Annotated in this window: 29 protein-coding genes; 20 read left to right on the forward strand and 9 right to left on the reverse strand. The window is 30.8% G+C overall.

All coding sequences use genetic code 11. The annotated features are described in order from the left end of the window. The first annotated feature begins 12 nt into the window (after positions 1–12). From SJY27_RS01740 to SJY27_RS01765, 6 genes are all read left to right on the forward strand, one after another. The gene (locus tag SJY27_RS01740; RefSeq protein WP_397446526.1) at positions 13–555 is read left to right on the forward strand and encodes a pyridoxamine 5'-phosphate oxidase family protein; all 543 of its coding nucleotides are present in this window, start codon (positions 13–15) and stop codon (positions 553–555) included. 392 nt (positions 556–947) lie between these two features. Then, positions 948–1,289, forward strand: a complete 342-nt coding sequence (locus SJY27_RS01745) for a carboxypeptidase-like regulatory domain-containing protein (protein WP_397446527.1) — start codon at positions 948–950, stop codon at positions 1,287–1,289. Next, positions 1,261–1,752, forward strand: a complete 492-nt coding sequence (locus SJY27_RS01750; RefSeq protein WP_397446528.1) for a TonB-dependent receptor plug domain-containing protein — start codon at positions 1,261–1,263, stop codon at positions 1,750–1,752. Before SJY27_RS01745 ends, SJY27_RS01750 begins: the two co-directional genes overlap by 29 nt. Positions 1,753–1,966: 214 nt before the next feature. Next, the gene (locus tag SJY27_RS01755; protein WP_397446529.1) at positions 1,967–2,713 is read left to right on the forward strand and encodes a 5'-nucleotidase C-terminal domain-containing protein; all 747 of its coding nucleotides are present in this window, start codon (positions 1,967–1,969) and stop codon (positions 2,711–2,713) included. Continuing rightward, positions 2,713–3,627, forward strand: coding sequence for a bifunctional metallophosphatase/5'-nucleotidase (locus SJY27_RS01760; RefSeq protein WP_397446530.1), 915 nt, complete (start codon positions 2,713–2,715; stop codon positions 3,625–3,627). The genes SJY27_RS01755 and SJY27_RS01760 overlap by 1 nt, the downstream gene beginning before the upstream one ends. Positions 3,628–3,705: 78 nt before the next feature. Beyond that, a complete protein-coding gene (locus tag SJY27_RS01765; protein ID WP_397446531.1) occupies positions 3,706–4,254 on the forward strand; it encodes a dual specificity protein phosphatase family protein in 549 nt (182 codons plus the stop codon). A gap of 45 nt (positions 4,255–4,299) precedes the next feature. Here the strand turns inward: SJY27_RS01765 and SJY27_RS01770 are convergent, their stop codons facing one another. Further along, positions 4,300–4,683, reverse strand: a complete 384-nt coding sequence (locus SJY27_RS01770) for a Fur family transcriptional regulator (RefSeq protein ID WP_397446532.1) — start codon at positions 4,681–4,683, stop codon at positions 4,300–4,302. 79 nt (positions 4,684–4,762) lie between these two features. Here SJY27_RS01770 and SJY27_RS01775 point away from each other — a divergent pair, with 79 nt between their 5' ends. The 4 genes from SJY27_RS01775 to SJY27_RS01790 all read left to right on the forward strand — a co-directional run bounded on the left by SJY27_RS01775 (position 4,763) and on the right by SJY27_RS01790 (position 7,674). Then, positions 4,763–5,167 carry a MerC domain-containing protein gene (locus SJY27_RS01775; protein WP_397446534.1) on the forward strand — a complete coding sequence of 135 codons (405 nt, stop codon included), beginning with the start codon at positions 4,763–4,765 and terminating at the stop codon, positions 5,165–5,167. Continuing rightward, entirely contained in the window at positions 5,157–5,822 is a 666-nt protein-coding gene (folE, locus tag SJY27_RS01780; protein WP_397446535.1) for a GTP cyclohydrolase I FolE, read from the forward strand. Before SJY27_RS01775 ends, folE begins: the two co-directional genes overlap by 11 nt. Before the next feature lie 113 nt (positions 5,823–5,935). Beyond that, entirely contained in the window at positions 5,936–6,376 is a 441-nt protein-coding gene (locus SJY27_RS01785; protein WP_397446536.1) for an alkaline phosphatase PhoX, read from the forward strand. After that, positions 6,331–7,674 carry an IS256 family transposase gene (locus SJY27_RS01790; RefSeq protein ID WP_397446537.1) on the forward strand — a complete coding sequence of 448 codons (1,344 nt, stop codon included), beginning with the start codon at positions 6,331–6,333 and terminating at the stop codon, positions 7,672–7,674. The genes SJY27_RS01785 and SJY27_RS01790 overlap by 46 nt, the downstream gene beginning before the upstream one ends. Before the next feature lie 284 nt (positions 7,675–7,958). Here SJY27_RS01790 and SJY27_RS01795 read toward each other — a convergent pair whose 3' ends face one another. Next, complete coding sequence (locus SJY27_RS01795) at positions 7,959–8,771, reverse strand: RDD family protein (protein ID WP_397446538.1); 813 nt, start codon at positions 8,769–8,771, stop codon at positions 7,959–7,961. Positions 8,772–8,792: 21 nt separating this feature from the next. Between SJY27_RS01795 and SJY27_RS01800 the strand changes: the two genes are divergently transcribed. The 5 genes from SJY27_RS01800 (at position 8,793) to SJY27_RS01820 (ending at position 14,236) form a co-directional block, all read left to right on the forward strand. Continuing rightward, the gene (locus tag SJY27_RS01800) at positions 8,793–9,758 is read left to right on the forward strand and encodes a stage II sporulation protein M (protein WP_397446539.1); all 966 of its coding nucleotides are present in this window, start codon (positions 8,793–8,795) and stop codon (positions 9,756–9,758) included. After that, on the forward strand, positions 9,759–10,460 hold the full coding sequence (locus SJY27_RS01805) for a hypothetical protein (RefSeq protein ID WP_397446540.1): 702 nt from the start codon (positions 9,759–9,761) through the stop codon (positions 10,458–10,460). It abuts the gene before it with no gap. Continuing rightward, the gene (locus SJY27_RS01810) at positions 10,460–11,761 is read left to right on the forward strand and encodes a hypothetical protein (RefSeq protein ID WP_397446541.1); all 1,302 of its coding nucleotides are present in this window, start codon (positions 10,460–10,462) and stop codon (positions 11,759–11,761) included. Before SJY27_RS01805 ends, SJY27_RS01810 begins: the two co-directional genes overlap by 1 nt. Positions 11,762–11,798: 37 nt before the next feature. Further along, entirely contained in the window at positions 11,799–12,815 is a 1,017-nt protein-coding gene (locus SJY27_RS01815) for an AAA family ATPase (protein WP_397447947.1), read from the forward strand. A gap of 89 nt (positions 12,816–12,904) precedes the next feature. Then, the gene (locus tag SJY27_RS01820; RefSeq protein ID WP_397446542.1) at positions 12,905–14,236 is read left to right on the forward strand and encodes a DUF58 domain-containing protein; all 1,332 of its coding nucleotides are present in this window, start codon (positions 12,905–12,907) and stop codon (positions 14,234–14,236) included. A 134-nt stretch (positions 14,237–14,370) separates the two neighbouring features. On the opposite strand, the gene SJY27_RS01825 is transcribed toward SJY27_RS01820, so the two are convergent. Then, the gene (locus SJY27_RS01825) at positions 14,371–14,904 is read right to left on the reverse strand and encodes a DUF4251 domain-containing protein (RefSeq protein ID WP_397446543.1); all 534 of its coding nucleotides are present in this window, start codon (positions 14,902–14,904) and stop codon (positions 14,371–14,373) included. A 112-nt stretch (positions 14,905–15,016) separates the two neighbouring features. Here SJY27_RS01825 and SJY27_RS01830 point away from each other — a divergent pair, with 112 nt between their 5' ends. Further along, positions 15,017–15,721: a pseudouridine synthase gene (locus SJY27_RS01830; protein ID WP_397446544.1), complete on the forward strand. Its 705-nt coding sequence runs from the start codon at positions 15,017–15,019 to the stop codon at positions 15,719–15,721. A gap of 249 nt (positions 15,722–15,970) precedes the next feature. Here SJY27_RS01830 and SJY27_RS01835 read toward each other — a convergent pair whose 3' ends face one another. The 5 genes from SJY27_RS01835 to SJY27_RS01855 all read right to left on the reverse strand — a co-directional run bounded on the left by SJY27_RS01835 (position 15,971) and on the right by SJY27_RS01855 (position 20,907). Continuing rightward, positions 15,971–16,153: a CPXCG motif-containing cysteine-rich protein gene (locus SJY27_RS01835; protein ID WP_397447948.1), complete on the reverse strand. Its 183-nt coding sequence runs from the start codon at positions 16,151–16,153 to the stop codon at positions 15,971–15,973. Continuing rightward, the gene (locus SJY27_RS01840) at positions 16,153–17,160 is read right to left on the reverse strand and encodes an NADP-dependent oxidoreductase (RefSeq protein WP_397446545.1); all 1,008 of its coding nucleotides are present in this window, start codon (positions 17,158–17,160) and stop codon (positions 16,153–16,155) included. Before SJY27_RS01840 ends, SJY27_RS01835 begins: the two co-directional genes overlap by 1 nt. A gap of 34 nt (positions 17,161–17,194) precedes the next feature. Beyond that, the gene (locus SJY27_RS01845; RefSeq protein WP_397446546.1) at positions 17,195–19,186 is read right to left on the reverse strand and encodes a thiamine pyrophosphate-dependent enzyme; all 1,992 of its coding nucleotides are present in this window, start codon (positions 19,184–19,186) and stop codon (positions 17,195–17,197) included. A gap of 104 nt (positions 19,187–19,290) precedes the next feature. Next, on the reverse strand, positions 19,291–19,770 hold the full coding sequence (locus tag SJY27_RS01850) for an Lrp/AsnC family transcriptional regulator (protein ID WP_397446547.1): 480 nt from the start codon (positions 19,768–19,770) through the stop codon (positions 19,291–19,293). 75 nt (positions 19,771–19,845) lie between these two features. Continuing rightward, entirely contained in the window at positions 19,846–20,907 is a 1,062-nt protein-coding gene (locus tag SJY27_RS01855; protein ID WP_397446548.1) for a M14 family zinc carboxypeptidase, read from the reverse strand. A 346-nt stretch (positions 20,908–21,253) separates the two neighbouring features. On the opposite strand from SJY27_RS01855, the gene SJY27_RS01860 reads away from it, so the two are divergent. From SJY27_RS01860 to SJY27_RS01870, 3 genes are read left to right on the forward strand one after another with little or no spacing between them, the layout of a single operon-like run. Continuing rightward, the gene (locus SJY27_RS01860; protein WP_397446549.1) at positions 21,254–21,607 is read left to right on the forward strand and encodes a helix-turn-helix transcriptional regulator; all 354 of its coding nucleotides are present in this window, start codon (positions 21,254–21,256) and stop codon (positions 21,605–21,607) included. 14 nt (positions 21,608–21,621) lie between these two features. Then, complete coding sequence (locus SJY27_RS01865) at positions 21,622–22,401, forward strand: HipA family kinase (protein WP_397446550.1); 780 nt, start codon at positions 21,622–21,624, stop codon at positions 22,399–22,401. After that, a complete protein-coding gene (locus SJY27_RS01870) occupies positions 22,391–22,774 on the forward strand; it encodes a DUF3037 domain-containing protein (protein ID WP_397446551.1) in 384 nt (127 codons plus the stop codon). The genes SJY27_RS01865 and SJY27_RS01870 overlap by 11 nt, the downstream gene beginning before the upstream one ends. Here SJY27_RS01870 and SJY27_RS01875 read toward each other — a convergent pair. Then, complete coding sequence (locus SJY27_RS01875) at positions 22,749–24,638, reverse strand: B12-binding domain-containing radical SAM protein (RefSeq protein WP_397446553.1); 1,890 nt, start codon at positions 24,636–24,638, stop codon at positions 22,749–22,751. The two genes, SJY27_RS01870 and SJY27_RS01875, sit on opposite strands and share 26 nt — an antisense overlap. Positions 24,639–24,862: 224 nt before the next feature. On the opposite strand from SJY27_RS01875, the gene SJY27_RS01880 reads away from it, so the two are divergent. After that, positions 24,863–26,500, forward strand: coding sequence for a serine hydrolase (locus SJY27_RS01880; RefSeq protein ID WP_397446555.1), 1,638 nt, complete (start codon positions 24,863–24,865; stop codon positions 26,498–26,500). Positions 26,501–26,530 lie beyond the last annotated feature (30 nt).

The raw sequence follows: 26,530 nt of genomic DNA on the forward strand, positions 1-26,530 counted from the left end.
AATAACTATATTTTGAAAGAAGATATTTTACAAGAAATTAAAAATGAGTTGATTAATGGTTATGCAAAACGCAAACATCCTTTTCGTTACTTTACCTTAGCAACTATAAACAATACTATACCTCGTTTAAGAACGGCTGTGCTACGAAAAATGCAACCTGATTTTACCATAATTGTTTACACAGATTTACGTTCACAAAAAGTTGCTGATATTCAAGAAAATAATATGGTGAGTGGTTTGTTTTACCATCCCAAAAAATTACTTCAAATAAAAATAGAAGGTACAGCTGAAATTATATCTGATAAAAACGCTTTAAAACCCTATTGGAGTTCTGTTGGTGAAAATTCTAAAAAAGATTACACTACAGAAAAAGCACCAGCAACAATAATAAAAAATCCAGAGTTTGTATCATACTCAGCAAAAACAAATTATTTCTGTGTGCTAAAAATCAGCATTTCTAAAATTGAATATTTAAGATTAAAAAGACCAAACCACATTCGTGTTAATTTTATAAAAACAGAAACTGGTTTTAAAGGTGATTTTTTAGTGCCATAAAAAATACTAAATGTTAACTATTTATTTTATTGTGAACTCTTTCTTTAGCATTGCTGACAACTATAATTTTGTTAGTGGTTACAAATTGGCCTGAGTAATTTAAAATCGGTGTTGCAAAGCCTGCCTTTAGAAGTTTTAAGGAAAGAAGTTTAAGCTACAGAAAATACTAAACCTATTGTAAAAAAAAGTTATTGTAAAGTCGGTTTTTAAAAAAATATCGATACTTATTTGGCATATTATATCGCTAATTTTTTCAATAACGATCGATAAATAATTCCAATAATACTATTGTAAATCTTATAGGAAAAGTAACTTTTTAAGGGTTTACTTTAGTCTATTTTTGCAAAAAATAATGATGTGATTTTTAGCAGCATCAAAAGAAATCTCAGTAAATGAAAATATTTTTAAAAATTACAATTTATAGCTTTTTATTTCTTTTTGTTAGTGTTTTGAGTTTTGCTCAAAATAAGGATTTTGAGGTTTTTGGTCTTCTAGTAGAAGACGAAACCAAACAGCCCATTCCTTTTGCAAGTGTTGTTTTACATCAAAAAAATACCAAGAAAATTATTGCTGGGAAAACATCAGACGAAAACGGAAAATTTAATGTAAAAACTTCAAATACTGATTTTTATGTAGCCATAAGTTTTATGGGTTTTCAAACGAAAACGATAACCGAATTTTCTGTTATAAGAAGGAAAAATAGATTTGGGCATAATCATTTTAAAAGCAGATAGCCAAGCATTAGATGAAGTTGTGGTTAAAGGAGAACTCTCTAAAACCGTTTTTAAATTAGACAAACGCGTTTTTAATGTTGGTAAAGATATTAGCAGCACTGGCGCTAGTGCTTTAGAGGTTTTAAATAACGTACCTTCTGTAAATTTAGGCATTGCAGGCGATATTAGTTTAAGAGGAAGTACTGGAGTTCAAATTTTAATAAATGGAAAACCTTCTGTTTTAGCAGATGAATCTAGCAATGCTTTGGGTACAATTACTGCAGATATGATTGAAAGTATAGAGGTAATTACAAATCCGTCTGCCAAATATGAAGCTTCTGGAACTGCAGGGATTTTAAACATCATTCTTAAAAAAGAAGAGAAAAAAGGTTGGAATGGTTCACTTTCTTTAAATACAGGTGTTCCAGACAATCATAGTTTAGGATTTAGTGTAAACAGAAGAACAGAAAATTTTATTTTTTGAGTTAGTCATATAATTTCTGTATATTTATATGACTAACTCAATAAAATTAAATAAAGCACAATTACAGTAATTAAATGTGAACTGAACGTTAAATACTTGATAAGTTTTCAAAGGAATGATTTTGAAAAAACCAAGAAAATTTAAACCGTTTTTTATAAATATTAACAGTTGTTTTAATCAATAAATTAGTAGCTTTCAGGCAAATTTACCACTCATGAAATATATTCATTTTCTATGTGTTTTGGTGTTGTTGGCTTCTTGTAAAAAAGATCATCAAAACCTTACTAAAATAACTGCAAAAAATATTGCAATAGACACGAGTATTGCAGCTTCTAAAGAGATTAATTCGTTAATTAATCCTTACAAAGAAGAACTTACAGGAGACATGCAAGAACCTTTAACCTTTACACCCATAGTGTTAACCAAAGAAAATAGTAACAAGCAAAGTGTATTGGGGAATTTGTTGGCAGATTTGTGTATGGAAATGGCTAATCCTGTTTATCAGAAAACAACAAATACCAATATCGATTTTGCACTATTTAATTCAGGTGGAATTCGTGCCATAATCCCTCAAGGTGTAGTAACCAAAGAGCATGCATTTAAAGTAATGCCTTTTGAAAACGAATTGGTTGCAGTTACAATTAGTGGCACTAAAATGGTAGAACTAATCAATTATTTTATAAAAACCAAAGCTGCTCATCCTTTGTCTAAAAACATCGATTTAACCATTAGTGATGATGCTTATGCGATAAAAATAAACGGAACTCCTTTTGATAACAATAAAAACTACACGATTTTAACCACAGACTATTTACAAGGAGGTGGAGATAGAATGAACTTCTTTAAAAACCCTGTTAAATTAACAGTTTTAGACTATAAAATGAGAGATGCTATTATCGATTATTTTAAAAAAGTAGATACTTTAAAAACAGCCATTGATAACCGCATAAAACTAAAATAATGAAAAGAAGAGATTTTATAAAACGTACAGGAGCGGTTTCTACATTTGCATTGGCTGGTGGTTTGGTTCTACCCTCAATGATAGCTAAAAAGCAAAAGCACATTACCATTTTGCATACCAATGATACACACAGTCATATAGAACCTTTTAGTGCCAATCATAGTAGACATCCGAATAGAGGTGGAGTAGCCAGAAGAGCGACTTTAATTCAGCAAATAAGACAAGAAAATAGCAACACCTTATTGTTAGATGCTGGCGATATTTTTCAGGGAACACCGTATTTTAATTATTTTGGTGGCGAGTTGGAATTTAAACTGATGAGCATGTTAAAGTATGATGTGGCTACCATTGGAAATCACGATTTTGACAATTCCATAGAAGGTTTGTACAAACAATTGCCCAATGCAAAGTTCGATTTTGTAGCTGCAAATTACGATTTTAAAAATACTGTTTTAGACACCCACGTAAAGCCTTATAAAATTATAGTAAAAGAAGGCATTAAAATCGGAATCTTCGGATTAGGAATAGAATTAGAAGGCTTGGTAAACAAAAAAATGTACAAAGAAACTGCTTATTTAGATCCTTTAACAGTTACACAAGACATTACAGATCAACTTAAAAATGTTGAAAAGTGCGATTTAATTATCTGCTTATCGCATTTAGGGTATTATTATAAAAACAATCCGAATAAAATCTCTGATTTAAACTTGGCAAAAGCAACCAAAAACATCGATTTAATTATAGGTGGGCATACGCATACTTTTTTACCAAAACCCACTATTGTAAAAAATAGTGAAGGTAAAAATACATTAATCAATCAAGTGGGTGCTTATGGTTTAAATTTAGGAAGAATCGATTTCTATTTTGATGAAGCGAACGAAAAATCAACTAAAAGTACTACGATTTTGGTATAAATATAAAGTTTAACAATTAATTATTCTTCTAAACTTTGGTGTAGCATTATTATTGATATTTTAACCAAAAACAGATGTATGAAAAAATATTTCTTAGCTATTTTTTGTGGTATTTCAATACTACAAATTACACACGCACAAGTAAACCAATATCAAAAAGTAGCCTCAAAACACTTTAAAAACCTGTATAAAATTAACGATGTTTTATACAGGGCAGAGCAACCTAGTAAAAAAGGATTTAAGGAATTAGAAGCCATGGGTATTAAAACGATTCTGAATTTAAGACGATTAAGAAACGATACCAAAAAAGCCAAAGCCACCAATTTAAAGTTAAAACACATTTCTATCAAAACAAAAATATTAGATGAAGAGGATATTATACAAGCCTTAAAAATCATTAAAAATGAAGAGCAACCTGTTTTAGTGCATTGTTGGCATGGCTCAGACAGAACAGGTACAATTGTAGCTGCCTACAGAATGGTTTTCGACAATTGGACCAAAGAAGCAGCCATTACAGAAATGAAATACAAAGCTTTTGGTTACCACGAAAAAATGTATCCCAACTTGTTGGTATTATTAGAAAATTTAGACGTTAAAAAATTACAACAACAATTAAATTTAGAATAGTTTTAAGCTTTTAACAATTTAAAAATTCTTTTTTAAGTCGTATTTCTAAAGACAATTTTCGCATGTACCTTGAATCAATACTTGAGTTGTGTTTACTTTTCTGTTGGGCAAACTTGGGATATTTATAGTAGAAGGAATGCAATCTACCTTACCACAATCTAAACATTGGAAATGCGGATGCAAATCATGATGTGCAGTAGAAGTACAACCCTTACATTTGGCATACCATTTCAACCCTTTTTTTCCTAAAAAGGAGTGCAATAAACCATCTTCTTCTAATTTATCTAAAACACGGTAAATGGTGGTTTTGTTAAATTTTTTGCTAAACTTAGCAATCAAATCAATCACTGAAATAGCTCCTGATCCTTGTAATTTATCAAACTCTTTTAAAATAGCGGTTACAGATTTCGTTTTTCTTATTACTCCCATAATACAAATATAATGCAACATGGTTGTATTAACAAATCTTATGTTTATATTTGCAACTCAGTTGTAATAATAATTTATAATGATATTATCAAATCAAAAAGCAGATAGTATTGGTGCTATATCCAGTACACTTTGTCTAATTCATTGTGTGGCAACACCGTTTATTTTTTTAGCCCAAAGTAGTTTATTCAATTTTGGTAATGGTGCTCCAGTGTGGTGGAAGTTTATCGACTATTTTTTCTTAGTAATTTCTTTTATTGCAGTTTATCGGTCTACGCAAACCACAAGTAAAAATTGGATTAAACCAGCACTTTGGTTAAGCTGGTTACTACTTTTTATAGTTATTATAAACGAAAAATTAGGAATGTTTCCATTAAGTGAAAGTTTTATCTATTTACCCACAATTTCATTAATAGCATTGCACTTATACAATAGAAAATATTGCCAATGTAACGCAGATAAATGTTGTACTCATGAAAAATAAAGAACAAATTATAACAGAAGGCGATGCTCATTTTTCTACAAGTATAAAAACACCTTTGCGTGCAGATGCTTTTGAAAAATCTGAGGATGAAAAAATTAAAAACATTCAGCATCATTTTAAAATGATTATGCAAGAAATGGGACTAGATTTAACGGATGATAGTTTGTCTGGCACACCATATCGTGTAGCAAAAATGTATGTTAAAGAGTTGTTTTATGGTTTAAACCCAGCAAACAAACCCAAGCTTTCTACTTTTAATAATAAATACGGTTATCAAAAAATGTTGATAGAGCAAAACATCAATATAGATTCTGCTTGCGAACATCATTTTTTACCCATAGTAGGGCATGCAAACGTTGCTTATCTTCCAAAAGATAAAGTAATTGGTTTGTCTAAAATTAATCGTTTGGTAGATTATTATGCGCTTCGTCCTCAAGTACAAGAAAGGTTAGTATTACAAATCTTAAACGATTTACAAACGGTTTTAGATACCAAAGATGTAATTGTTATGGTTACAGCGAAACATTTATGTGTATCTTCTAGAGGTATAAAAGACCAAAGTAGTTTTACAACCACATTAGAATATGGAGGTTGTTTTGCTAATGCAGAAATAAGAAATGAATTCTTAAAAATAGTAAGTAATCAAAAAGTATAAATCAATATCAATATAAATTTTAAGTACAAATTAAAATGGATTATAATTGAAGAAAGTTTATTTCATTTATAGGTAAAGCGAGTATAGCATCGTTAGTATTACCTCAATTTTTAATGAGTTGTGGTAATACTGCAACACCTACAAAAGATTTTAACAAAATTTCTAAAGAAAGATTGCAAGCACTTAAAGACTTTGTTATAAAAGGAATTCCGGCTTCTGATAAAGATGATTTACTGTTGGCAAAGGGTTTAGATTATCATAACATAATAAAGTGGGGAGATAGCATAAGCGATACAGATACTTTTGGATTTAATAATGATTATACGTATTTTATTCCGTTTAGTGATGATAATCCTAAAGATGGTTTGTTATGGGTAAATCACGAATATATAAACCCTTTATTTGTTTCTGATTTTAATTATCAACAAGAAAAAACCAAAGTCCAAGTAGATAAAGAAATGTACAATGTTGGCGGAAGCATTGTAAGAATTAAAGAGGAAAACGGAGTTTGGCAAGTAGTTTTGGGGAGACAAAGTATGATGAAAATAACGTAGAAAGCCACAGAGATAGTGGTTATGGTTGGGAAAAGTTTTATGCATATCCGCCAGAACATTATGGTTGGGTAGTAGAAGTGAACCCGAAAGATGGTAAAGCACAAAAACACATTGCTTTAGGTAGGTTTGCACACGAATGTTGTACACTATACGAATTAGAAGATAAAAGAGTAGTAGCGTATACTGGTGATGATCATAATGATGAACATTTAGAAAAGATGACCCAAAAAGAACAAGAATTATTAGAAAAGAAAGCTTTAGAACAGTTACTGTCAGGTAAAAGTTTATTCGGAAAAGAGGGTGCTTTTGCACCTATGCTAAAAAGTTTCATAGAAAAAGCACTAGAGTCAGAAATGGAACATCACTTGTCATCTGTAAGCTCAGATGGGAAAAATAAGCGAAATGGAAAAGGCAAAAAGACGATAAAAAGTGGTTTAGGCACTTTTGAAATCCAAACACCAACAGATAGAAATAGCAGTTTCGAACCAGAACTTGTTAAAAAGAGACAAACTATTTTAGCGGAGAATTTATCGGAAAAGATTGTTGGTTTATATGGACTAGGAATGGGTTTACGAGATATTTCATCGCATATAAAAGAGATGTATGATACCGATATTTCTCACACTGTATTAAGTCAAATTACCGATAAAATTATACCAGACATTAAAGCTTGGCAAAGTCGCCCTTTAGAATCCATGTATTGTATAGTTTGGTTAGATGCTATGCATTATAAAGTTAGAGTTGATGGAAAAGTGCAACATAAAGCTTTGTATAATATTCTTGGGATAAATAAAGAGGGACATAAAGAAGTTTTAGGAATGTATGTCTCACAAAGCGAGGGAGCAAACTTTTGGCTACAAGTATTAACAGATTTAGAACAGCGTGGACTGAAAGATATATTGATCGCTTGTACAGATAATTTAAAAGGATTTTCAGAAGCTATTTTGAGCATCTTTCCTAAAACACAAATTCAAAAATGTATTATACATCAAATTCGTAATTCTTTAAAATATGTAGCCTCTAAAGACCAGAAAGCATTTATGAAGGATTTAAAACTGGTCTATAAAGCGATCAATAAGGATGTAGCAGAAGATGAGTTATTAAATTTAGAAGAAAAATGGGGTGAAAAATTTGCATATTTCATAAAAACTAAAAATGTTAGCTTTTTGGCGGCTGCAGGCGATGGAAAATTGTGTTTAAAAAAATTACTGCGTAGCATAATTATTTTTAAAAAGCAATCGAGCGTATTTGGCAAGAGGCAATTTAGCATAATGTCGAATTATAGTTACAAATTTTAATGTTCTAAATGTTTCTTATAATAATGTATTTAAAAAATATTCTTGAATAATACAAAATACAACATTCTACGAATTTGTAATTAACACTTGTTGACGAATGTTAAAACACCCCCAAACGAATGTTTATTGAATGTTCATAGCTTTGTGGGATATTTTACATAAAAGAGAATTATAGCTACCAAAGCATTTGAACTATAATTTATATTATGTTAAATAGAATATTTTACAACAAGATACTCTTCTCAGAATCCTTAAATTTAGGATAAAAAAAATTTATACTAAAATTACATATGTTGCGTATAATAATTATAATCTTTTAAAATGGTATCTATAAAATCTCTATCACTTTTATGATTCGATTTTATTTCTGTTACTTCTATAATTTTAGTACGTAACTTCATTAAAGTCTTGTAGTCGTTATTTTTTGTGGCTGACTTAAAAGTTTCTTTAATAATTCTTGCATCGTTATCAGACAACTTAATCACATTTGGATATGTAGGCACATAACTTTCTTTAATATTCTCTAAAATAGTTTGCGAAAATTGTACATCGTCTTTTATTGTAATCACAACTGTATTTGCGATAATGTCTCCAAATCGCTGACTTTTATTGGTAAATAATATCAACAGAAACCCTACCAATTTACCAAAAATAAAAAAAGCAGTTATTATACTTTCTTGATTATCTAATCCTAAAGAAGCAATATATACAAATAACAAGGTGAATAAATTAAAATCTACTATGCGTAAAAACCAACGAATAAGGTAATCTGTAATTGATGGCTTAAAACCATCTTCATTAATCACTTTTATTTTTAAAAGTTTCTTACCCAAGGTTTGACCATCCATTAAAATCTCGGAATACAGAGAGTAAAAAGTTACAGGCAAAAAAAACAAAACACCTATGGCACGAAGCGTCCAAGGATCTCCAGAATCGTTTTCTTGAAACAATGCAAAACCCAAAATTTCAATGGTAAAATACAAATACGCGAATTTCAAAACATTATCAACCACAAATGCCAAAAGCCTTTCAAATACATTAGCTGCTGTAAAATTGATATTTACATTTTGTGCGGTTTTTATTTGGAGTGTTTTCATGCAATGTTTAAATTCGCTATAATGAGAGAGGTCGCTTTTATAAAGCAAAATAAAGAAAAATGGCTTGAATTTGAACAAGGATTTACAAATAATGATAAAAAAAATCCAGATGACTTAGCCAACTTGCATATTAAGATTATGAATGATCTGGTATATGCACAAACTTACTATCCAAAAAGCAAGGTTACCTTATACCTTAATAAACTAGCAAAAAAGAGTTTTGACCATGTTTATGATGCTAAAAGACAAAATAAAAATGTTTTCTTACAGTTTTTTTTAGATAAAGTACCCCTACTCTGCTACAAATACCGAAAATATTTTTACTTGGCTTTTGCCTTCTTTTTCATCTGTTTTTTTATAGGATTATTATCTACATTTAATGATGAATCTTTTGCAAGACAAATTTTAGGGGATAACTACGTAGATCAAACCTTAGAAAACATAGAAAGCGGAGATGCCATGGCCATTTACAAAAGTGGTAGCAATTGGGGTACGTTTATAGGTATTTACGATAATAACCAAAGAGTGGGCTTAAATATGTTTTTATCTGGTTTGTTTGTAGGCATTGGTACTGCTTTTTACATTGTACAAAACGCAATTATGGTAGCTGTTTTTCAAGCCTTTTTTTATCAAAATAACAGTTTATTCGATAGTTTAAAAGGCATTTGGATTCATGGAACCTACGAAATTTTCGGAATGATAATCGAGGCTGGGGCTGGTTTTATTATTGGCGCAAGTATTTTATTTCCAGGAACTTTAAAACGATTTGAATCTTTTAAAGTAGGCATTCGAGATGCGTTTTATATTTTTATAAGTACCATACCATTTACCATTATTGCTGCGTTTTTAGAAGGTTATGTTACACGTTATGCCAATAAAATGCCTACAATTTTTTGTTTTGTCATTATTGGTTTTAGTTTGGTAAGCATCAGCTATTATTATTTAATATTACCATTTAAGGTGGCTAATAAATATGAGCTCAGGTAAATGAAAAAAATAGCAGCTTCCCTCCTTTTCTTTTGCATTTGGTTTACCAATGCTCAACAAAAACAAGAAGATACCATAACTATGGTGTCAGATACAATTGCTTACACAAAAACCACTGAAATTACTAAAGAAAGAAATTTTTCTACAAATCTTAAAGAAAAATATTCAGGAAAAGATTTTCAGTATAAAGAAAATTCACCAAAAAAGAAAAAAACTTCGAATAATGGTTTTTTTGATTTGTTTGCTTTTTTTATGACTACTATTTTTCCTTTTTTATTAGGGGGATTCGTAATTTTTGTGATTGTAAAAGTATTATTAGGTTCTGATTTAAATTTTTGGAAATCAAATAAATCATCGCCAAAAACAGCTGAAAAACTTATTTATGAAGATGAAGATATTCACGAAATTAATTTAGAGGCATTGTTACAGAAAGCTATTGATAATAAAGATTTTAGATTGGCAATACGTTACTATTATTTATCAGCCTTAAAATCGTTATCTCAAAAACAACTCATTGATTATCATAAAGATAAAACCAATTCAGAATACCTTTTTGAAATAGAAAACATATCTATGCGTACGCAATTCTCTTATTTATCGTATGTATATTCTTATGTTTGGTATGGCGAATTTCCTGTGGATGAAACCAATTTTAAAGTGGCAGAAAACAAGTATCAATCTTTTTTAAAATCTATTGTTTGATGCAGATTAAGAATGTTTTTAAAATATTGTCAGTTAAAAAATCCACTTTTATTCTATCAACCTATAATATACGTTTGGGTGATTTTAAGGTACAAAAAATAGTACCAATAACTATTTTAATGCTTTCAATATTTTTATTGCTAACCAGCTGTAATAAAACCAATTGGATTGAGAATTTTAGAGAAAAAGAAAAAAGTCCTTTTGGTACGTATATTGTTTACAATGAAGCTCAAGAACTCTTTAAAAATGAAGAAGTTGTTTTTTTAAGAGACAATTTTTACGATTATTTATTTAAAAATTACGATTCCATAAATGGTGATTTTGGAAATTACATTTGTATAAAACACAATGCCAATAAACTACCAATTGATGGAATTACAGATTTGTTATCTTTTGTAAATGATGGCAATACTGCCTTTTTAGCATTAAATTATTTTAATAAAAATTTACTAGAACAATTAGACTTTACCACTAATAATTTAGACAAAGAGGTTTACAGCATAAATGATTTAAGACCTTTAAAAGGCGAATTTTACCTAAATGATAATCGTTTTAAAAAGGATACCTTCAAGTTTGACAGAAATATTAGAAGACATTATTTTGTTACTTATAATGAAGATAAAACCATTGTTTTAGGTTCATCGAAAATTGACGGAGAAAAAGTACCAAATTTTATAAAAATTTATCATGGTAAAGGCGCTATTTATTTACATGCCAATCCTGTAGTTTTTACCAATTATTATCTCTTAAAAGATACCGAAAAATACACAGAGCATGTGTTGTCATATCTCCCCTCTTCTACTCTTTTATGGGATCCTCAAATTAAATACAGCAATTATTCTAATAATCGAGAAGACAATCAACAATCTATATTTAAATTCTTTTTAGAGCATCAAACCTTAACTTGGTTTTTATTTGTTGGCTTGGCTGGTGTTTTATTATTTATGCTCTTTAATGCAAGAAGAAAACAAAGAGCAATTCCTGTAATTCATCCTCTAAAAAATACTACAGTTGCCTTTACACAAACTATTGCAAGTTTGTATTTAAAAGAGCAAAATCATAAAAATTTAGTAGATAAAAAAATTACATTTTTCTTAGAAAAAGTTCGCACAAAATACCTGTTAAATACCAATAATTTAAACAAAGAATTTATACATAATTTGGCGTTAAAATCCGGGAATGAAATCAGAAATACAAAATATTTAGTTAATACAATTATCACTTTACATAAAAAGTCTGAATGCACTCAAGAAGAGTTACTTGTGTTGCATAAAATGATTGCAAATTTCTTTAAAAACTAAGCATATGGAAACACCAATAAACGGAATGAATGAAGATATGAATCAGGAAATAAATGAACCAATACCACAAAAAAACACCGAAGATTTAGCCTTTGAAAATAGAATTGATTTATCTGGTTTACAAGAGAGTGTTTTCAACATAAAAAAACAATTACAAAAAGTAATTGTTGGGCAAAAAGAAATGATGGATTTACTCTTAGTTGCTTTATTGGCAAATGGTCACGTTTTAATAGAAGGTGTACCAGGCGTTGCTAAAACCATTACAGCCAAACTGCTTTCTAAAACATTAAATATTGGGTTTAGTAGAATACAATTTACACCAGATTTAATGCCTTCAGACATTTTAGGAACTTCTGTTTTTAATGTAAAAACATCAGAATTTGAATTCAAAAAAGGGCCTATTTTTTCAAATATGATTTTAATTGATGAAATTAACAGAGCACCAGCAAAAACACAAGCTGCATTGTTTGAAGTGATGGAAGAACAACAAGTAACAATGGATGGTACAACGTATGCTATGCAAGAGCCTTTTATTGTTTTAGCGACTCAAAACCCTATAGAACAAGAAGGTACATATCGTTTGCCAGAAGCACAATTAGATCGTTTTTTGTTTAAAGTGATTATTGAATACCCAAATGCAGAAGAAGAATTAGAAATTATAATGCGTGAGCAAGCTTTAGAAAACACCACTAAAGTAAGCAAAATAGAGAGCATTATTGAAGGCGCTAAAATTATAGCCTATAGAAGTTTGGTGAATCAAATTAAAATAGAAGCTAACTTATTAAAATATATCGCAAATATTGTGGTGAATACACGTTCAAATTCCTTTTTGTATTTAGGTGCTTCACCAAGAGCAAGTATCGCTATTTTATCTGCGTCTAAAGCATTTGCAGCCATAGCAGGTAGAGATTTTGTAACTCCTGAAGATATTAAAAGAGCTACAATTCCTGTTTTGCAACATAGAGTTATTGTTACGCCAGAACGTGAAATGGAAGGATTAACTAGTAAACAAATTATAGAGCAGATTATTGAAGCTGTTGAGATTCCTAGGTAATTTATAGTTTTGGTATTTAGTTGACAGTATCTTCCAAAACCACAAACCACAAACCACAAACCAACAACCAACAACCAAAACCCATAATATTGAAAAAATTCTACAACACTTTATTTTTAAACAATAGATTTTTCTATATCCTTGGTGGTATTGCCACACTTTTTGTAGTTGGTTTTTTTGCACCAATCTTCTTTGAAATTTCTAAAGTGCTGCTGTTTATGTTGGTTGTTTTGGTTTTTATTGATATCATTCTGTTGTATCAAACCAAAAAAGCCATTCAAGTACATCGTAATTTACCAGAACGTTTGTCTAATGGCGATGAAAATAAGATTTCGTTAACCATTAAAAATAAATACCCATTTATTGCGCATTTGTCTTTGATTGAAGAGTTACCTTATCAGTTTCAAAAACGCGACTTTATTTTTCATCAAATATTGCCAAAGAAAGATGAAAAAACAATTCATTATAACTTAACTCCTAAAGAAAGAGGAATATATATTTTTGGTCATATAAATATTTATGCAAACTCCGCTTTAAAATTGGCGACAAAAAAATATATTATAGGAGAAGAAAAAGAAATTAAATGCTATCCTTCTTTTTTGCGTTTAAAAGAATTTGATATTAAAAATTTTAATAGTGCTTCTTCTTATGGTTCAAAAAAATCGAGAAGAATTGGGCATTCGTTAGAATTTGAACAAATTAAAGAATATGTTTCTGGTGATGATATTAGAACCTTAAATTGGAAAGCAACCGCGAAAAGAAACCAATTAATGGTGAATCAATATATGGAAGAAAAATCGCAATCTGTATATGCTATTATTGATAAAGGACGTGCCATGCAAATGACTTTTGATGGGTTAAGTCTGTTAGATTATGCTGTAAATGCAACTTTAGCCATTAGCAATGTCATCCTTAGAAAACAAGATAAAGCAGGGATGTTATCTTTTGCTACAAAACTAGAAGATTGGGTAGTTGCTGAACGCAGAAGTTCGCAAATGAGTTTAATTTCAGAAGCTTTACACAATATAACCACTAATTTTGATGAACCCGATTTTAGTACTTTGTATGCTGTTGTTAAACGTAAAATTACGCACAGAAGTTTGCTTATTTTATTTACAAATTTTGAAACCATAGACGGTTTACAAAGGCAGCTACCTTATTTAAGAGCTTTAGCAAAAAATCATTTGGTACTTGTGGTGTTTTTTAAAAATACTGAACTTGATAGCTTAATAGATAACGAGGCAACCAATATACAAGGAGTTTATGATAGCATTATTGCAGAAAAATTTATGTATGAAAAAAAGAGAATTGTAAACGAATTGAAAAAATACGGAATCCAATCTGTACTTACCAAACCCCAAGATTTAACAGGAGCAAGTATTAATAGTTATTTAGATTTAAAATCTAGAGGTTTGTTTTAAATACTATTGATTTCTTTTTTTAATGGTCATATTAAACTGCGTAGATAGCATATAAAAGCATTTTGATTTTTATTAGAAAAAAACTCAAAGAAATAAAAGTTGACGCTTTTTACATCAAAATTAAAACCAAAAGATTATTCTGTTTGCCAATTTCCTGTATAGTTTATTGCATTTCTATGTGAACTTATTACCCGTAAACTTGCAGATTTATTGGCATACATTGTTAACGTAAGTACTAAATTTTCTTGACTTTCATTTATTTTGCAATTAATCTGATAACTGTTTTTTTTAGCATTAAATTCCATGTCTAAATTTTTAATAACACCATGATAACTCAGTCCATTATTAGAAGTTCTATAGGCACCACCCATTCTTCTTTCCCCAAAATAAGGCATGTAAAACTTAAGGCTATCATTTTTAATAATCAAGTAATTCGGGTTGCCAATTAAATTAATATTAGCCAAATTACTACCAACAGGCAGCAAACTTTCTAGCCCTCTAACACCTGCAATAGCCATTGGGGTAGCAGAATTGGCTACAAACTTAAAATTCTGATTTTCGACTACTTCTTTCAACGTATTTAATTCTGCAATAGTAACCGTACTTTTACAACCAATGAGCGCAAAAATGAATACATTAAATAATAAAACCCGAAATATATACTTCATAAATTACTGATATTTAATTAATTAAATTTAAATAAAAAGAATTATAATTTTGATAAAAAAATCATAATTTTTAAAGATGAAATAATAGTATTTTTAACATTTTTAAAAGCAGATGAATTTAGATATTATTTTTGAAGACGATTATTTAATTTGTGTAGCCAAACCCAATAATGTATTGGTACATCATGCCTATCATTCTAGAAATGTAGCTGATGAAACTTCATTATTACAAATGATTAAAAGTGAAACAGGTCTAAAAGTTTATCCTATTCATAGGTTAGACAGAAAAACGTCTGGCATTATTTTATTAGCAAAAAAAAAGGAGTACGTTTCTAAATTTCAAGAATTATTTACTAAAAATGAAATTCAGAAAACCTATTATGGCGTAGTTCGTGGTTTTTCTCCTGAATTCAAAACAATTGACTCTCCTGTTAAAGGTAGAGATGCTAAAATACATAAAAATGCCTTAACCGATTTAAAAACTCTAGAAAATGTAACGTTAAACATTCCTGTAAAACCTTACGATTCCTCAAGATATAGTTTGGTAGCACTTGCCCCAAAAACGGGTAGAATGCATCAATTGCGTGTGCACACCAATAAAATTAGTCATCCTTTAATTGGTGATGCTAAATATGGTGATAAAAATCACGATACCATGTTTCTTGAAAATTTTGGTTGGAAAAACTTATTTTTGCATGCTGGACAATTGGAGTTTACGCATCCTTATTCATCAAAAAAAATGAATTTAAAAGCAACTTTTCCTAAAGATTGGCTTGCGCTTTTTGAGGAATTTAAATGGGAAAATCCTTTATTGTAATTTTTTGCAAAATTTTTGACACTTAGATTCGCAAAGAAAAAAACACTGAGTTTCGCAGAGAAATTTTTATGTCTTAAGCTTCAAGAATTTGTAGATCTAATTATCGAAATATCTTTTGCTTAATATTATCTATTTTAACTTTAACTAAGTTAATGTTTAAACTAAAAAAAACTTCAAAGTTTTGAAAACCTTGCAGGTTAAAATTCTGAGTTTCTCTTTGAAAAAAACCTGTGATTCTCTGTGTAATTTTTATTGTTCAATAGATTGAGATTCAAAACCAATCAAATCGCCACTTTCAAATCTTGGCGATATTTCTATGGGATTGCAACAAACCTCACAATCTTCTATATACGTTTGCTGTCTTACACTGCTGTCCAAAATCATCGAAATTTCTTCCCAACAATAAGGGCATTGAAAAAAGTGTTCCACTATTATTCTTCTTTTACTTTTAAAATTAATTTTCCTTTTTTATCACCAGAAAACAATCGGTTATAGGTTTCATGAAAGTTTTCAATACCTTCGTAGATATCTTCTTTTGATTTTAGTTTACCTTCTTGCATCCAAGTACCCATTTGTTTGGCTGCGTTACCAAAATTCTTGGCATAATCCGTCACTACCATTCCTTGCATTGTAGAACGCGTTACCAATAATGATAAATAATTACTTGGGCCATCGATTCTGGTTTTATTATTGTATTGAGATATTGCACCGCAAATTACCACTCTTGCATGCATTCTTAATTTCATTAAAGCTGCATCTAAAATTTTTCCGCCAACATTATCAAAATAAACATCAATACCTTTTGGGCATTTTTTCTTTAGAGCTGTATATATGTTTTCTGATTTATAATCAATAGCTTCATCAAAACCCAATTCATTTCTTAGATAATCGCATTTTTCTTGTCCACCAGCAATACCAATTACAGTACAGCCCTTAATTTTTGCAATTTGCCCAACTACACTACCAACAGCTCCAGCAGCACCAGAAACTAAAACAATATCTCCTTCTTTAATTTTACCAACTTCAGTAATTCCAAAATAAGCAGTCATTCCAGGCATACCTAAAATTCCAATATACTTTGGCATTGATGCCAAACGAGTATCTACTTTATACCAACCTTCGCCATTTGTAATTGCGTATTGTTGTACACCTCCCCAACTGGTTACTACGTCACCAATTTCAAACTTTGAATTCCCATTATTCTGAATTACTTTGCCAATAGAACCAGCACGCATCACATCATCTATAGCCACAGGAGGAATGTAAGATTTGGTATCGTTCATCCAACCACGCATTGCAGGATCTAAAGAAATATAATAGTGTTCTACCAAAATTTCTCCTTCTTTTAGTTCAGGAATTGGATTAGATTCTAACTGCCAAGTATCTGCATTGGGTACTCCTACAGGTCGTTTTTTAAAGATGATCTGTTTGTTATTCATAAATCTATTTTTCTGTTTAAAATGCTAAAGATAATTAATAATCGAGCAACTCTAAAATGCTTTTTGCAAGTGTATTTTTTCCTAAATATTGCTGTTCTAAATCTGGTTGAAAAGGAATTGGAGTGTCTAAACTACCAACTCTTTGTACAGGCGCATCTAAATATTTAAAACAATTTTCGTTGATTAATGCTGATAAATCACTCGCAATTCCGCCAAAAAGAGAATCTTCTTGAACAATTAAAACCTTACCCGTTTTTTCTACAGATGCATAAATAGTTGCTGTATCTAAAGGTTGTAGAGTTCTTAAATCGATAAGATCTGCATCAATTTCAGGATGTTTTTCTAAAACCTCTAAAAGCCAATGTATAGTTGGTCCATACCCAATTAAAGTAATGTGATTTCCTGTTTTTAAGAGATTTGCTTTACCAATTGCTACAGTATAATAATTTTCTGAAACATGTTGATAAACAGACCTATACAAACCTTTATGTTCGAAAAATAGAACTGGATTAGGATCGTTTATGGCACTAATTAATAAGCCTTTAGCATCTTCAGGAAAAGCAGGATATAGTACTTTTAAACCAGGTGTTTTGGTAAACCAAGCTTCATTAGATTGACTATGAAAAGGGCCAGCACCTACACCTGCTCCACAAGGCATTCTTATTACAACATCTGCATTTTGACCCCATCTATAATGCGATTTTGCCAATAAATTTACTATCGGATTGAACCCAGAAGAAACAAAATCTGCAAACTGCATTTCTACAACAGCTTTCATTCCGTTTACAGACAAACCATAAGCTGCACTTACAATGGCAGATTCGCAAATAGGTGTATTTCTTACACGTTCTTTTCCAAATTTACTTACAAAATCTTCAGTAACTTTAAAAACTCCTCCATACTCAGCAACATCTTGTCCTAGTATTACCAAATTTGGATGTTTTTCCATCGATAATTTTAATCCGTCAGAAATGGCATCAACAAAACGAATATTTTTTTGGGTAGATGAAGCTTTTATCTCCTTAAAATTATAAGGTTTTAAAACATCTTTAAGTTCTGTTGCTATATTGGGTATAATTTGCTCTTCATCAAAAGCAATTTTTAAATGTTTATTAATTTCCTTGTCAATTTCTTTACGATATGAAACTTCAATTTCTTCAGATAAAACTTGTTTTTCTCTTAAAAAAGCAGCAAAATTGGTTATTGGATCTCTATCTTTCCAGAACTGTAAAAGTTCAGCTGGCACATATTTTGTTCCACTCGCTTCTTCATGACCTCTTACTCTAAAGGTTTTAAACTCTAATAAAATAGGTCTTGGATGTTTTCTTACACTTTTAGCAAGTTCATCAACTTTTGTAAAAACTTCAATTATATTATTACCATCTAAAATGTGACTTTCCATACCATAACCAATGCCTTTATCTGCAATATTTTTACAATTAAATTGTTCAGATATTGGCGTAGATAAGCCATAACCATTGTTTTCTATACAAAATAAAACAGGTAAACTCCAAACTGAAGCTACGTTTAAAGCTTCGTGAAAATCGCCTTCGCTTGTACCACCTTCACCTGAAAAAACAGCACATAGTTTATGATTATTTTTTAATTTGTTGGCTAAGGCAATTCCGTCTGCAACTCCTAATTGAGGCCCTAAATGAGAAATCATTCCAACAATATTGAATTCTTGTGTTCCAAAATGGAAACTTCGATCTCTACCCTTAGTAAAACCACTTTGTTTACCTTGCCACTGTGCAAAAAGTCGGTATAAAGGAATTTCTCTGGTTGTAAAAACGCCCAAATTTCTATGCATTGGTAAAATATATTCGTCTTTTTCTAAAGCTAAAGTTACTCCAACAGCTATGGCTTCTTGACCAATACCAGAAAACCATTTAGATATTTTTCCTTGACGCAATAAAATGAGCATCTTTTCCTCAATTAAACGAGGTTTTAACATCTTTTTGAATAAATTCAATAAAAATGCTTTATCTGAATCTGAGTTTAAATTATATTCAGTATTTAGAGTCATAAATTACCAATTGTACACTAACAAACATACAGAATCAAAAGTTTATTCCATAAAAAAATCCTTATCATTTTAATGATAAGGATTATAAAATAATGTTGATATTCTTATAAATCTGCAAAAATTGCATGCATCATTCTTTTCTTATCGTTGATACTTTCTTCTAAAGCTATCATTGTTTCTGTTCTGTTTACACCAGGAACATCATCAATTCGATAAATAATATCTTTAGCATCGTTAGTACCTTTTGCCCTTACTTTACAAAAAATATTATACTTGCCAGCAGTTACGTAAGCTACAGTAACATTTGGTATTTTTCTTAAATTTTCTATAACACTTTGAGTCATAGATGTTTTCTCTAAATAAACTCCAACATGCGCTATAAAGGAATAGCCCATTTTTTCATAATTTAATGTGAGTGTAGAACCCTGAATAATACCTTCATCCTCCATTTTTTTAACACGAACATGAATAGTACCAGCTGAAACTAGTAACTGTTTTGCAATATCTGTAAATGGAGTTCTTGCATTTTCTATTAAAATATCTAAAATTTGATGATCAATTTCGTCTAAGATAAATTTTTTCATTTTTAAGTATTATTCAATTATCGATGCAAATTTATAAATTTAATTTAATTAAACAAGTAAAAAACTGATAAATACTTAATTAATTTCGTTCTCGAAAACGATTTCGGAGTGTCCTATTTTGTCATTTAGGTTATTTTCACCTTCAACCTTGCTTAAATGTGATACAAATTTACCCTCAACAATACTATCTTGATACTGAAACGCAATGTTTTTGTTACTATTTTTATATCTATGGATAACATCAAAAAAAGTTTTTGCATTGTTAGGAATATCAAAATAGGGTAAATATGCTGTAAAATCGTTTGAAATAGCAATATGGTAAAGTCCTTGAACTATGGCATAAAACGTAAATTCTCTAGAAATTTCTCTAGGATAATCATCAGGATAATGGCCAGATTCAATTAAAATGGTATTGTAACCTAATTTTTGAAAATTATCTCCAGTAGCTGTTGGATAAAATTCGTCTGTATATCTACCTACGAAATTAGGAATCATTTTTTGCAATAAACCATTCATAGCCACAATAACATTCATGGTTTCTTTTCTGCCTTTAGTTAATGCTCTTGTTACTTCTTCAGAAGGTGCTAAAAAAGAGATTGTTGCAGGGTTTTTTGTGCCCTCTACTCCAAAAATAGTTCTTTGATCGTGCAAATTAAAACAAAATTGAGGGTCGAATTCTTCTAATGTTTCTCTCAATAATTTGCTTTCTTTAGCAACTCGATCTACAGCATCTCTATTTAAATCAACATTGTTGGCATTAACTCTTGTATAAGCTTTTGCACCATCAGGATTTAACATCGGAATAAAAAGTAGTGTACACTCTTTTAAAATGGTCTTAAAAACTTGATTAGCATCATTTGTAAAGCAATTGAATAGATCAAATAAGGCTTTTGTGCCAGTACTTTCGTTTCCATGCATTTGAGACCAAAGCAAAATTTTCTTTTTTCCTGTACCAATTTTCAAAGTATAAATTGGCCTTAGTTGCTCAGAAAAACCGAGTTGTTTGATTTGAAAACTTTTTTGATGTTTTTGCAACAATATTTCGATATCGTACAAAGTAATCCACTTGCCAAAAAGAAAAATTTCTCTCTGGTCTTTAAAAATTTCTTTTACAATTTTTGGTGATAAAATATCCACAGATAACGCTATTTAGAAGTACAAATTTACACTTTTGATAAGGACTCTACAACTGTAATTTTTTTCATATCAATTTATGAATTGGTATCTATTAAAACGGTTTAAGTTATAAAAAAATTACTTTTGTAAACCTTAGGTATTGGCATAAATGCGCATATAACAACTCTTTATAAAGATGATTTATTACTTTATATTTAAATTTCATAAAACATTATATTTCAAAATATTACATAAATTTAATTCAACTTAAAATTTAACATAAAACTAATTTACCAAAAGGCTTTTAATTAAATATTTTGCGTGTTGCCTCTCATTTTTTACATTTGCATCTAATCTTATTTTCACAATGTTAAACAGTTCTGAGTTTTCTAATCGTATAAAAATTTTGATGGAATATTATGAGTTATCAGCTTCTTTGTTTGCTGATAAAATAGGAGTTCAGCGCTCAAGTATTTCACATATTTTATCGGGTAGAAATAAACCTAGTTTAGATTTTGTATTAAAAATCACCTCAAAATTTAAAGATCTAGATATTGAATGGTTGTTGAACGGAAAAGGAAATTTCCCTAAAGTTGAAGAAAAAAAAATTCCCAAAACACCTCCTACTCTATTTTCAAATTCTGAGAAAAACGATAAAAAAAGGATTCAAAGAATTGTTGTTTTTTATAATGATGGTACTTTTGAGGAGTATCATAAATAACATATCTTAGTTTTATGAAAAAAATTGAGATAAGAACTGTAAATGTTACACAATATTTACAACCTTTAAGAGAAGGTGGTTCTTTACCAGCAATCGTAAAAGCAGATGATGGTTTTTTATATGTACTTAAATTTAGGGGCGCAGGTCAAGGAAAAAAGGCTTTGATTTCCGAATTTATTGGTGGCGAATTGGCAAGAGCCATTGGTTTAAAAGTGCCTGAATTGGTTTTTATGCATTTAGACGATTCTTTTAGCAAAACAGAACCCGATGAAGAAATTCAAGATTTGCTAAAATTTAGTGTGGGTTTAAATTTGGGCTTGCATTTTTTATCAAGTGCTATAACTTATGATCCTTTGGTGTCTAAAGTAGATGCCTTAACAGCTTCTAAGGTGGTTATTTTAGACAGTTTGATAAGTAACATAGATAGAACTGCAAAAAACACAAATTTATTAATCTGGAATAAAGAATTGTGGGTAATTGACAATGGAGCAAGTTTTTATTTCCATCACAATTGGCAAACTTGGCAGCATCATTTAACAAGAACTTTTCCGTTGATAAAAGACCACGTACTTTTGCCTAAAGCAACTTTGTTAAAAGAAGCTGCTAAAGACATACAGCAACTTATAAATAAAACTATTATTTCAGACATTATTACTAAAATACCCGAAGATTGGTTGATTAGTGATGGCGAAGTTTTAAATCCTGATGAAATCAGAAAAGCATATTTTACTTTTTTAAATGCAAAAATGGTAATGATTGATGAACTTGTAAAAGAAGCTGAAGATGCAAGATAAAGTTACTTTTGAATACGCCATTATTAGATTAGTGCCAAAAGTTGAACGTGAAGAGTTTTTTAATGTTGGTGTGATTCTTTTTTCGAAACGTAAAAAATATTTGGATATAAAATATCATATCAACCCAAATAAACTCAACGCAATTGCTCCAGCATTAGAATTAAATCACCTGAACGATTATTTAAATGCTTGGAAACTAATTTGTGATGGAAAATCATCTGCAGGAAAAATTGGTGCATTTGAAATTTCAGATCGTTTTAGATGGCTAGTTGCTTGCAGAAGTACTATTATTCAGAGTTCTAAAACACATTCTGGAATGTGTAGCAACCCTGAAAAAGAGTTGCATGCTATTTTTGAGGAGTTTGTTTTGTAGCATTACTGTTTTCCAAAAAACCAGCAATCAAATTATTGGCTAATGTTTTTCTAGGCACTTTAAAAGTGAAGTAATCTTCTAAAGGAATCTCAAAACCTTTGTAATTCAAGTAATTATTCAAGGCGATGTTTAAACCTTTGCTATATAAATGATGCTCTGCGCCTGTTGGGTCTTCGTGATACAAATCGTTTTCGGCAAAACCTTCAAATTTTGGTCCTGTAATCTTGATTTGAAATTCATCTGGATTTTTACCAACAGGACTATGACTTGTACACGCAAATTGATGCCAAAACGCAGACTGAATGCAATTGTTCTGAAACAATTGACGCACAACTTCTAAAGAATCAATAGTTTCTTGTGCAGTTTCTGTTGGGAAACCAAACATTAAATAGGCATGCACCATAATATTTTCATCAGAAAAAGCTTTGGTAACTCTGGCAACTTGTGCAATATCAACGCCTTTTTTCATTTTTGCTAACAACCTGTCTGAAGCCACTTCCAAACCACCAGTAACAGCGATACAGCCCGATTTTGATAATAACGCACACAATTCTGGTGTAAATGTTTTTTCAAAACGAATATTCGTCCACCAAGTAATATACACTTTACGCGCTATTAATGTGTTTGCTAACGCTCGCAACATTTTTGGAGGCGCAGCTTCATCTACAAAATGAAAGCCTGTAATGCCTGTTTCTGAAATTATTTTTTCAATTTTATTTACCAAATCTTCTGCAGTCGTGTTTTGGTAATTGCCAATATAATCTAAAGTTACATCGCAAAAAGAACACTGTTTCCAGTAACAACCGTGAGAAATGGTGAGTTTGTTCCATTTTCCATCAGACCACATTCTGTGCATTGGGTTCATCACATCTAAAAAAGACAAATATTTTGCGGTTGGCAAACCTATATAACTTGGTGCTGGTAAATTTTTATGATGAAAAATGGTATTTGGTTTTTTATCTGCATATACAACCTCGTTATTTTTGCAAATAAAAGTTCTTTCTAGTTGCTCCTCGCCTATTTTAAGGTCTAAAAATTCAGTGATTTTGAATAAAGGACCTTCTCCATCATCCAACGTAATAAAATCGACAAAATTAAAAATTCTTGGATCTGATAAACGTCTTAATTCGGTGTTACAATAGCCACCACCAAAAGCGACTTTTAAATTTGGATATTCTTGTTTTATAAATTGTGCACAACGTAAAGCAGAAAATAAATTACCAGGAAAAGGAATGGTAAAACAAACCAAATCGTAGTTGTCTTTTTTGATTTGTTCCTCTAAAATGTACAACATTTCGTCCTCTATCAGCGTAGTTTCATATTGTAAATACTCATCAATTTGATCGAAACTAGAAGCTGCTCTACCCAATTGTTCTGCATAACGCGTAAAAGAGAAAAACTCATCTACATTGGCATTTATAAAATCGCCTAATTCTTCTACAAACAAGGTGGCAATGTGTTTGGCCTTGTCTAAAATGCCTAATTTGCCAAATTCGGTTGATAAATCTTTGTTTAATTTGATGCGTCTGTGGCCTTGAGGTAAAAAATCTTTATGCACAATTTGATACGCTGCTGTAACCTCTTGTACGCGCAAATATTGCATCACAGTTTCTACTTTATTGATGTATTCTTCTCGCTGATTATACACCAAAGGCAAAGCTGCATTGCCCAATAAATCTGCCTGTTTAAAAATAGCATCGATAAACTCTTTGGTAAACACAGCTGTAAACAACTCGATACTTAAATCCATTTGCGTTGCTTTTACATTTTTAGATTCTAAAAATCCTTTAATGTAAGCAGTTGCAGGATAGGCAGTGTTTAATTGCGTAAAAGGTGGTGTTATTAAAAGTGTGTTTATGGACATAAAGAATTGTGAAGTGCAAAGATAGTGTGTGGATTGTGAATTGTTATAATAATTTTGATTGGGTTTTGAAGAATAACTTTTTGTGGATAAGTTTACCTAAAACAAGGTGTTTTTCCTGTTGATTTTCTGAACAAAAAAGCCGAACTTAGCTAACTCTGGATATAACGAATTGAAACTCGGTATATCCGAATAGAGTTGTGTTTCATTCACCAAACCAAATCATAATGAAAAAGATCTTACCAATTATCCTTTTATTCATCCTTGCTCATTCTTCAATAGCGCAAAAGCTTAGCAAGGAATTTGATGCCTTAATGGCTGAAACATTCAAAGATGATGGCCCTGGTGCCGTGGCTCTTGTAATAAAAGATGAAAAGGTTTTGTATCGGAAGGCCTTTGGCATGGCCAATTTGGAACTTGGTGTAAAGATGAAACCAGAGAATATTTTTAGGATTGGTTCCATAACCAAGCAGTTTACTGCATCTGCGATTTTGAAGCTTCGTGATGATGGAAAATTGGATCTGGATGACGATATCACGAAGTATGTTAAAGAATACCCTACTCATGGGTATGAAATAACAATAAAACATCTGCTAACTCATACTTCGGGAATTAAGAGCTACACGGGAATGAAAGAATGGGATGGCGAGGTTAGAAAAAAGGACTTTACACCAGAAGAACTGATTGAATTCTTCAAATATCAGCCTATGGACTTTAAACCAGGTGAAGAATGGAGATACAACAACTCCGCATATTTTATCCTCGGATATATCATCGAGGTTGTGTCTGGCATGTCCTATGAAGAATATATTGAAAGTACATTTTTTAATCCTTTAGAAATGACCAGCTCTTATTACGGATCCACTTCCAGAATTATTAGGAACAGAGCATATGGTTATGATAAAAATGATGATGGTTATATAAATGCTGACTTCTTGAGTATGACACAGCCATATGCTGCTGGGTCACTACTATCGACTATCGATGATCTATACAATTGGTATAGTGCAGTTATGGATGACAAGGTGATTTCAAAAGCATCGAGAGAGGAAGCTCATTCCTCTTATAAATTGAACAGTGGTGAAAAAACCGGGTATGGCTATGGATGGGGAATAGGTAATATTCAAGGGAGTCCGATGATATCTCATGGCGGAGGTATTAACGGCTATTTGACTAGTTCCATGTTCTTACCGGAAGAACAACTATTCGTTGCTGTGTTTTCTAATTGCAACTGTAATCCTCCTGGGAACATCGCAACTAAAATGGCGGCCATGGCTGTCGGAAAACCTTTCGATTGGAAACCAATAACCTTGTCCGATGATCTTTTGAAAGAATATGAAGCTGTCTATGAATCTGACAAAGAAGAACAGAGAATTATCACATTTAAGGATGGTCAGCTTTCCTCTTTACGAACTGGAGGGAGTAAATACAAAATTTATCCCTTTGAAAAAGACAAGTTCTTTTTTGATGGTGGTGGTGTGACTACACTTCATTTCGATCGGAACTCAGACAGAGAGATAGTATCTGTTACCTCTAAGAGTACGGGTTATGATGTAGAATGGAAGCGAACCAACAAACCAATTCCATCAATTGAAAAAATTGAACTTGATAATGCTATCACAGACCGGTATCTGGGTAAATATGAATTAGCTCCAAATTTCATATTGTCAATATTCAAGGAAGAAGGTAAAATGTTTGCACAAGCTACTGGGCAGAACAAGATTGAAATCATACCATTTGAGGAGAACAAATTCAGTTTAGTTGATGTAGATGTCAAACTAACCTTTAACATGGATGAAAAAGGAGAAGTGAATAGTCTAACTCTTCACCAAGGGGGTGACAATGAAGCAAAAAAGATAGAATAAACGAAACACAACAAACACTAAAATGAATAT

The sequence above is a fragment of the Polaribacter sp. R77954 genome (assembly GCF_044595335.1).
Taxonomy (GTDB): Bacteria; Bacteroidota; Bacteroidia; order Flavobacteriales; family Flavobacteriaceae; genus Polaribacter.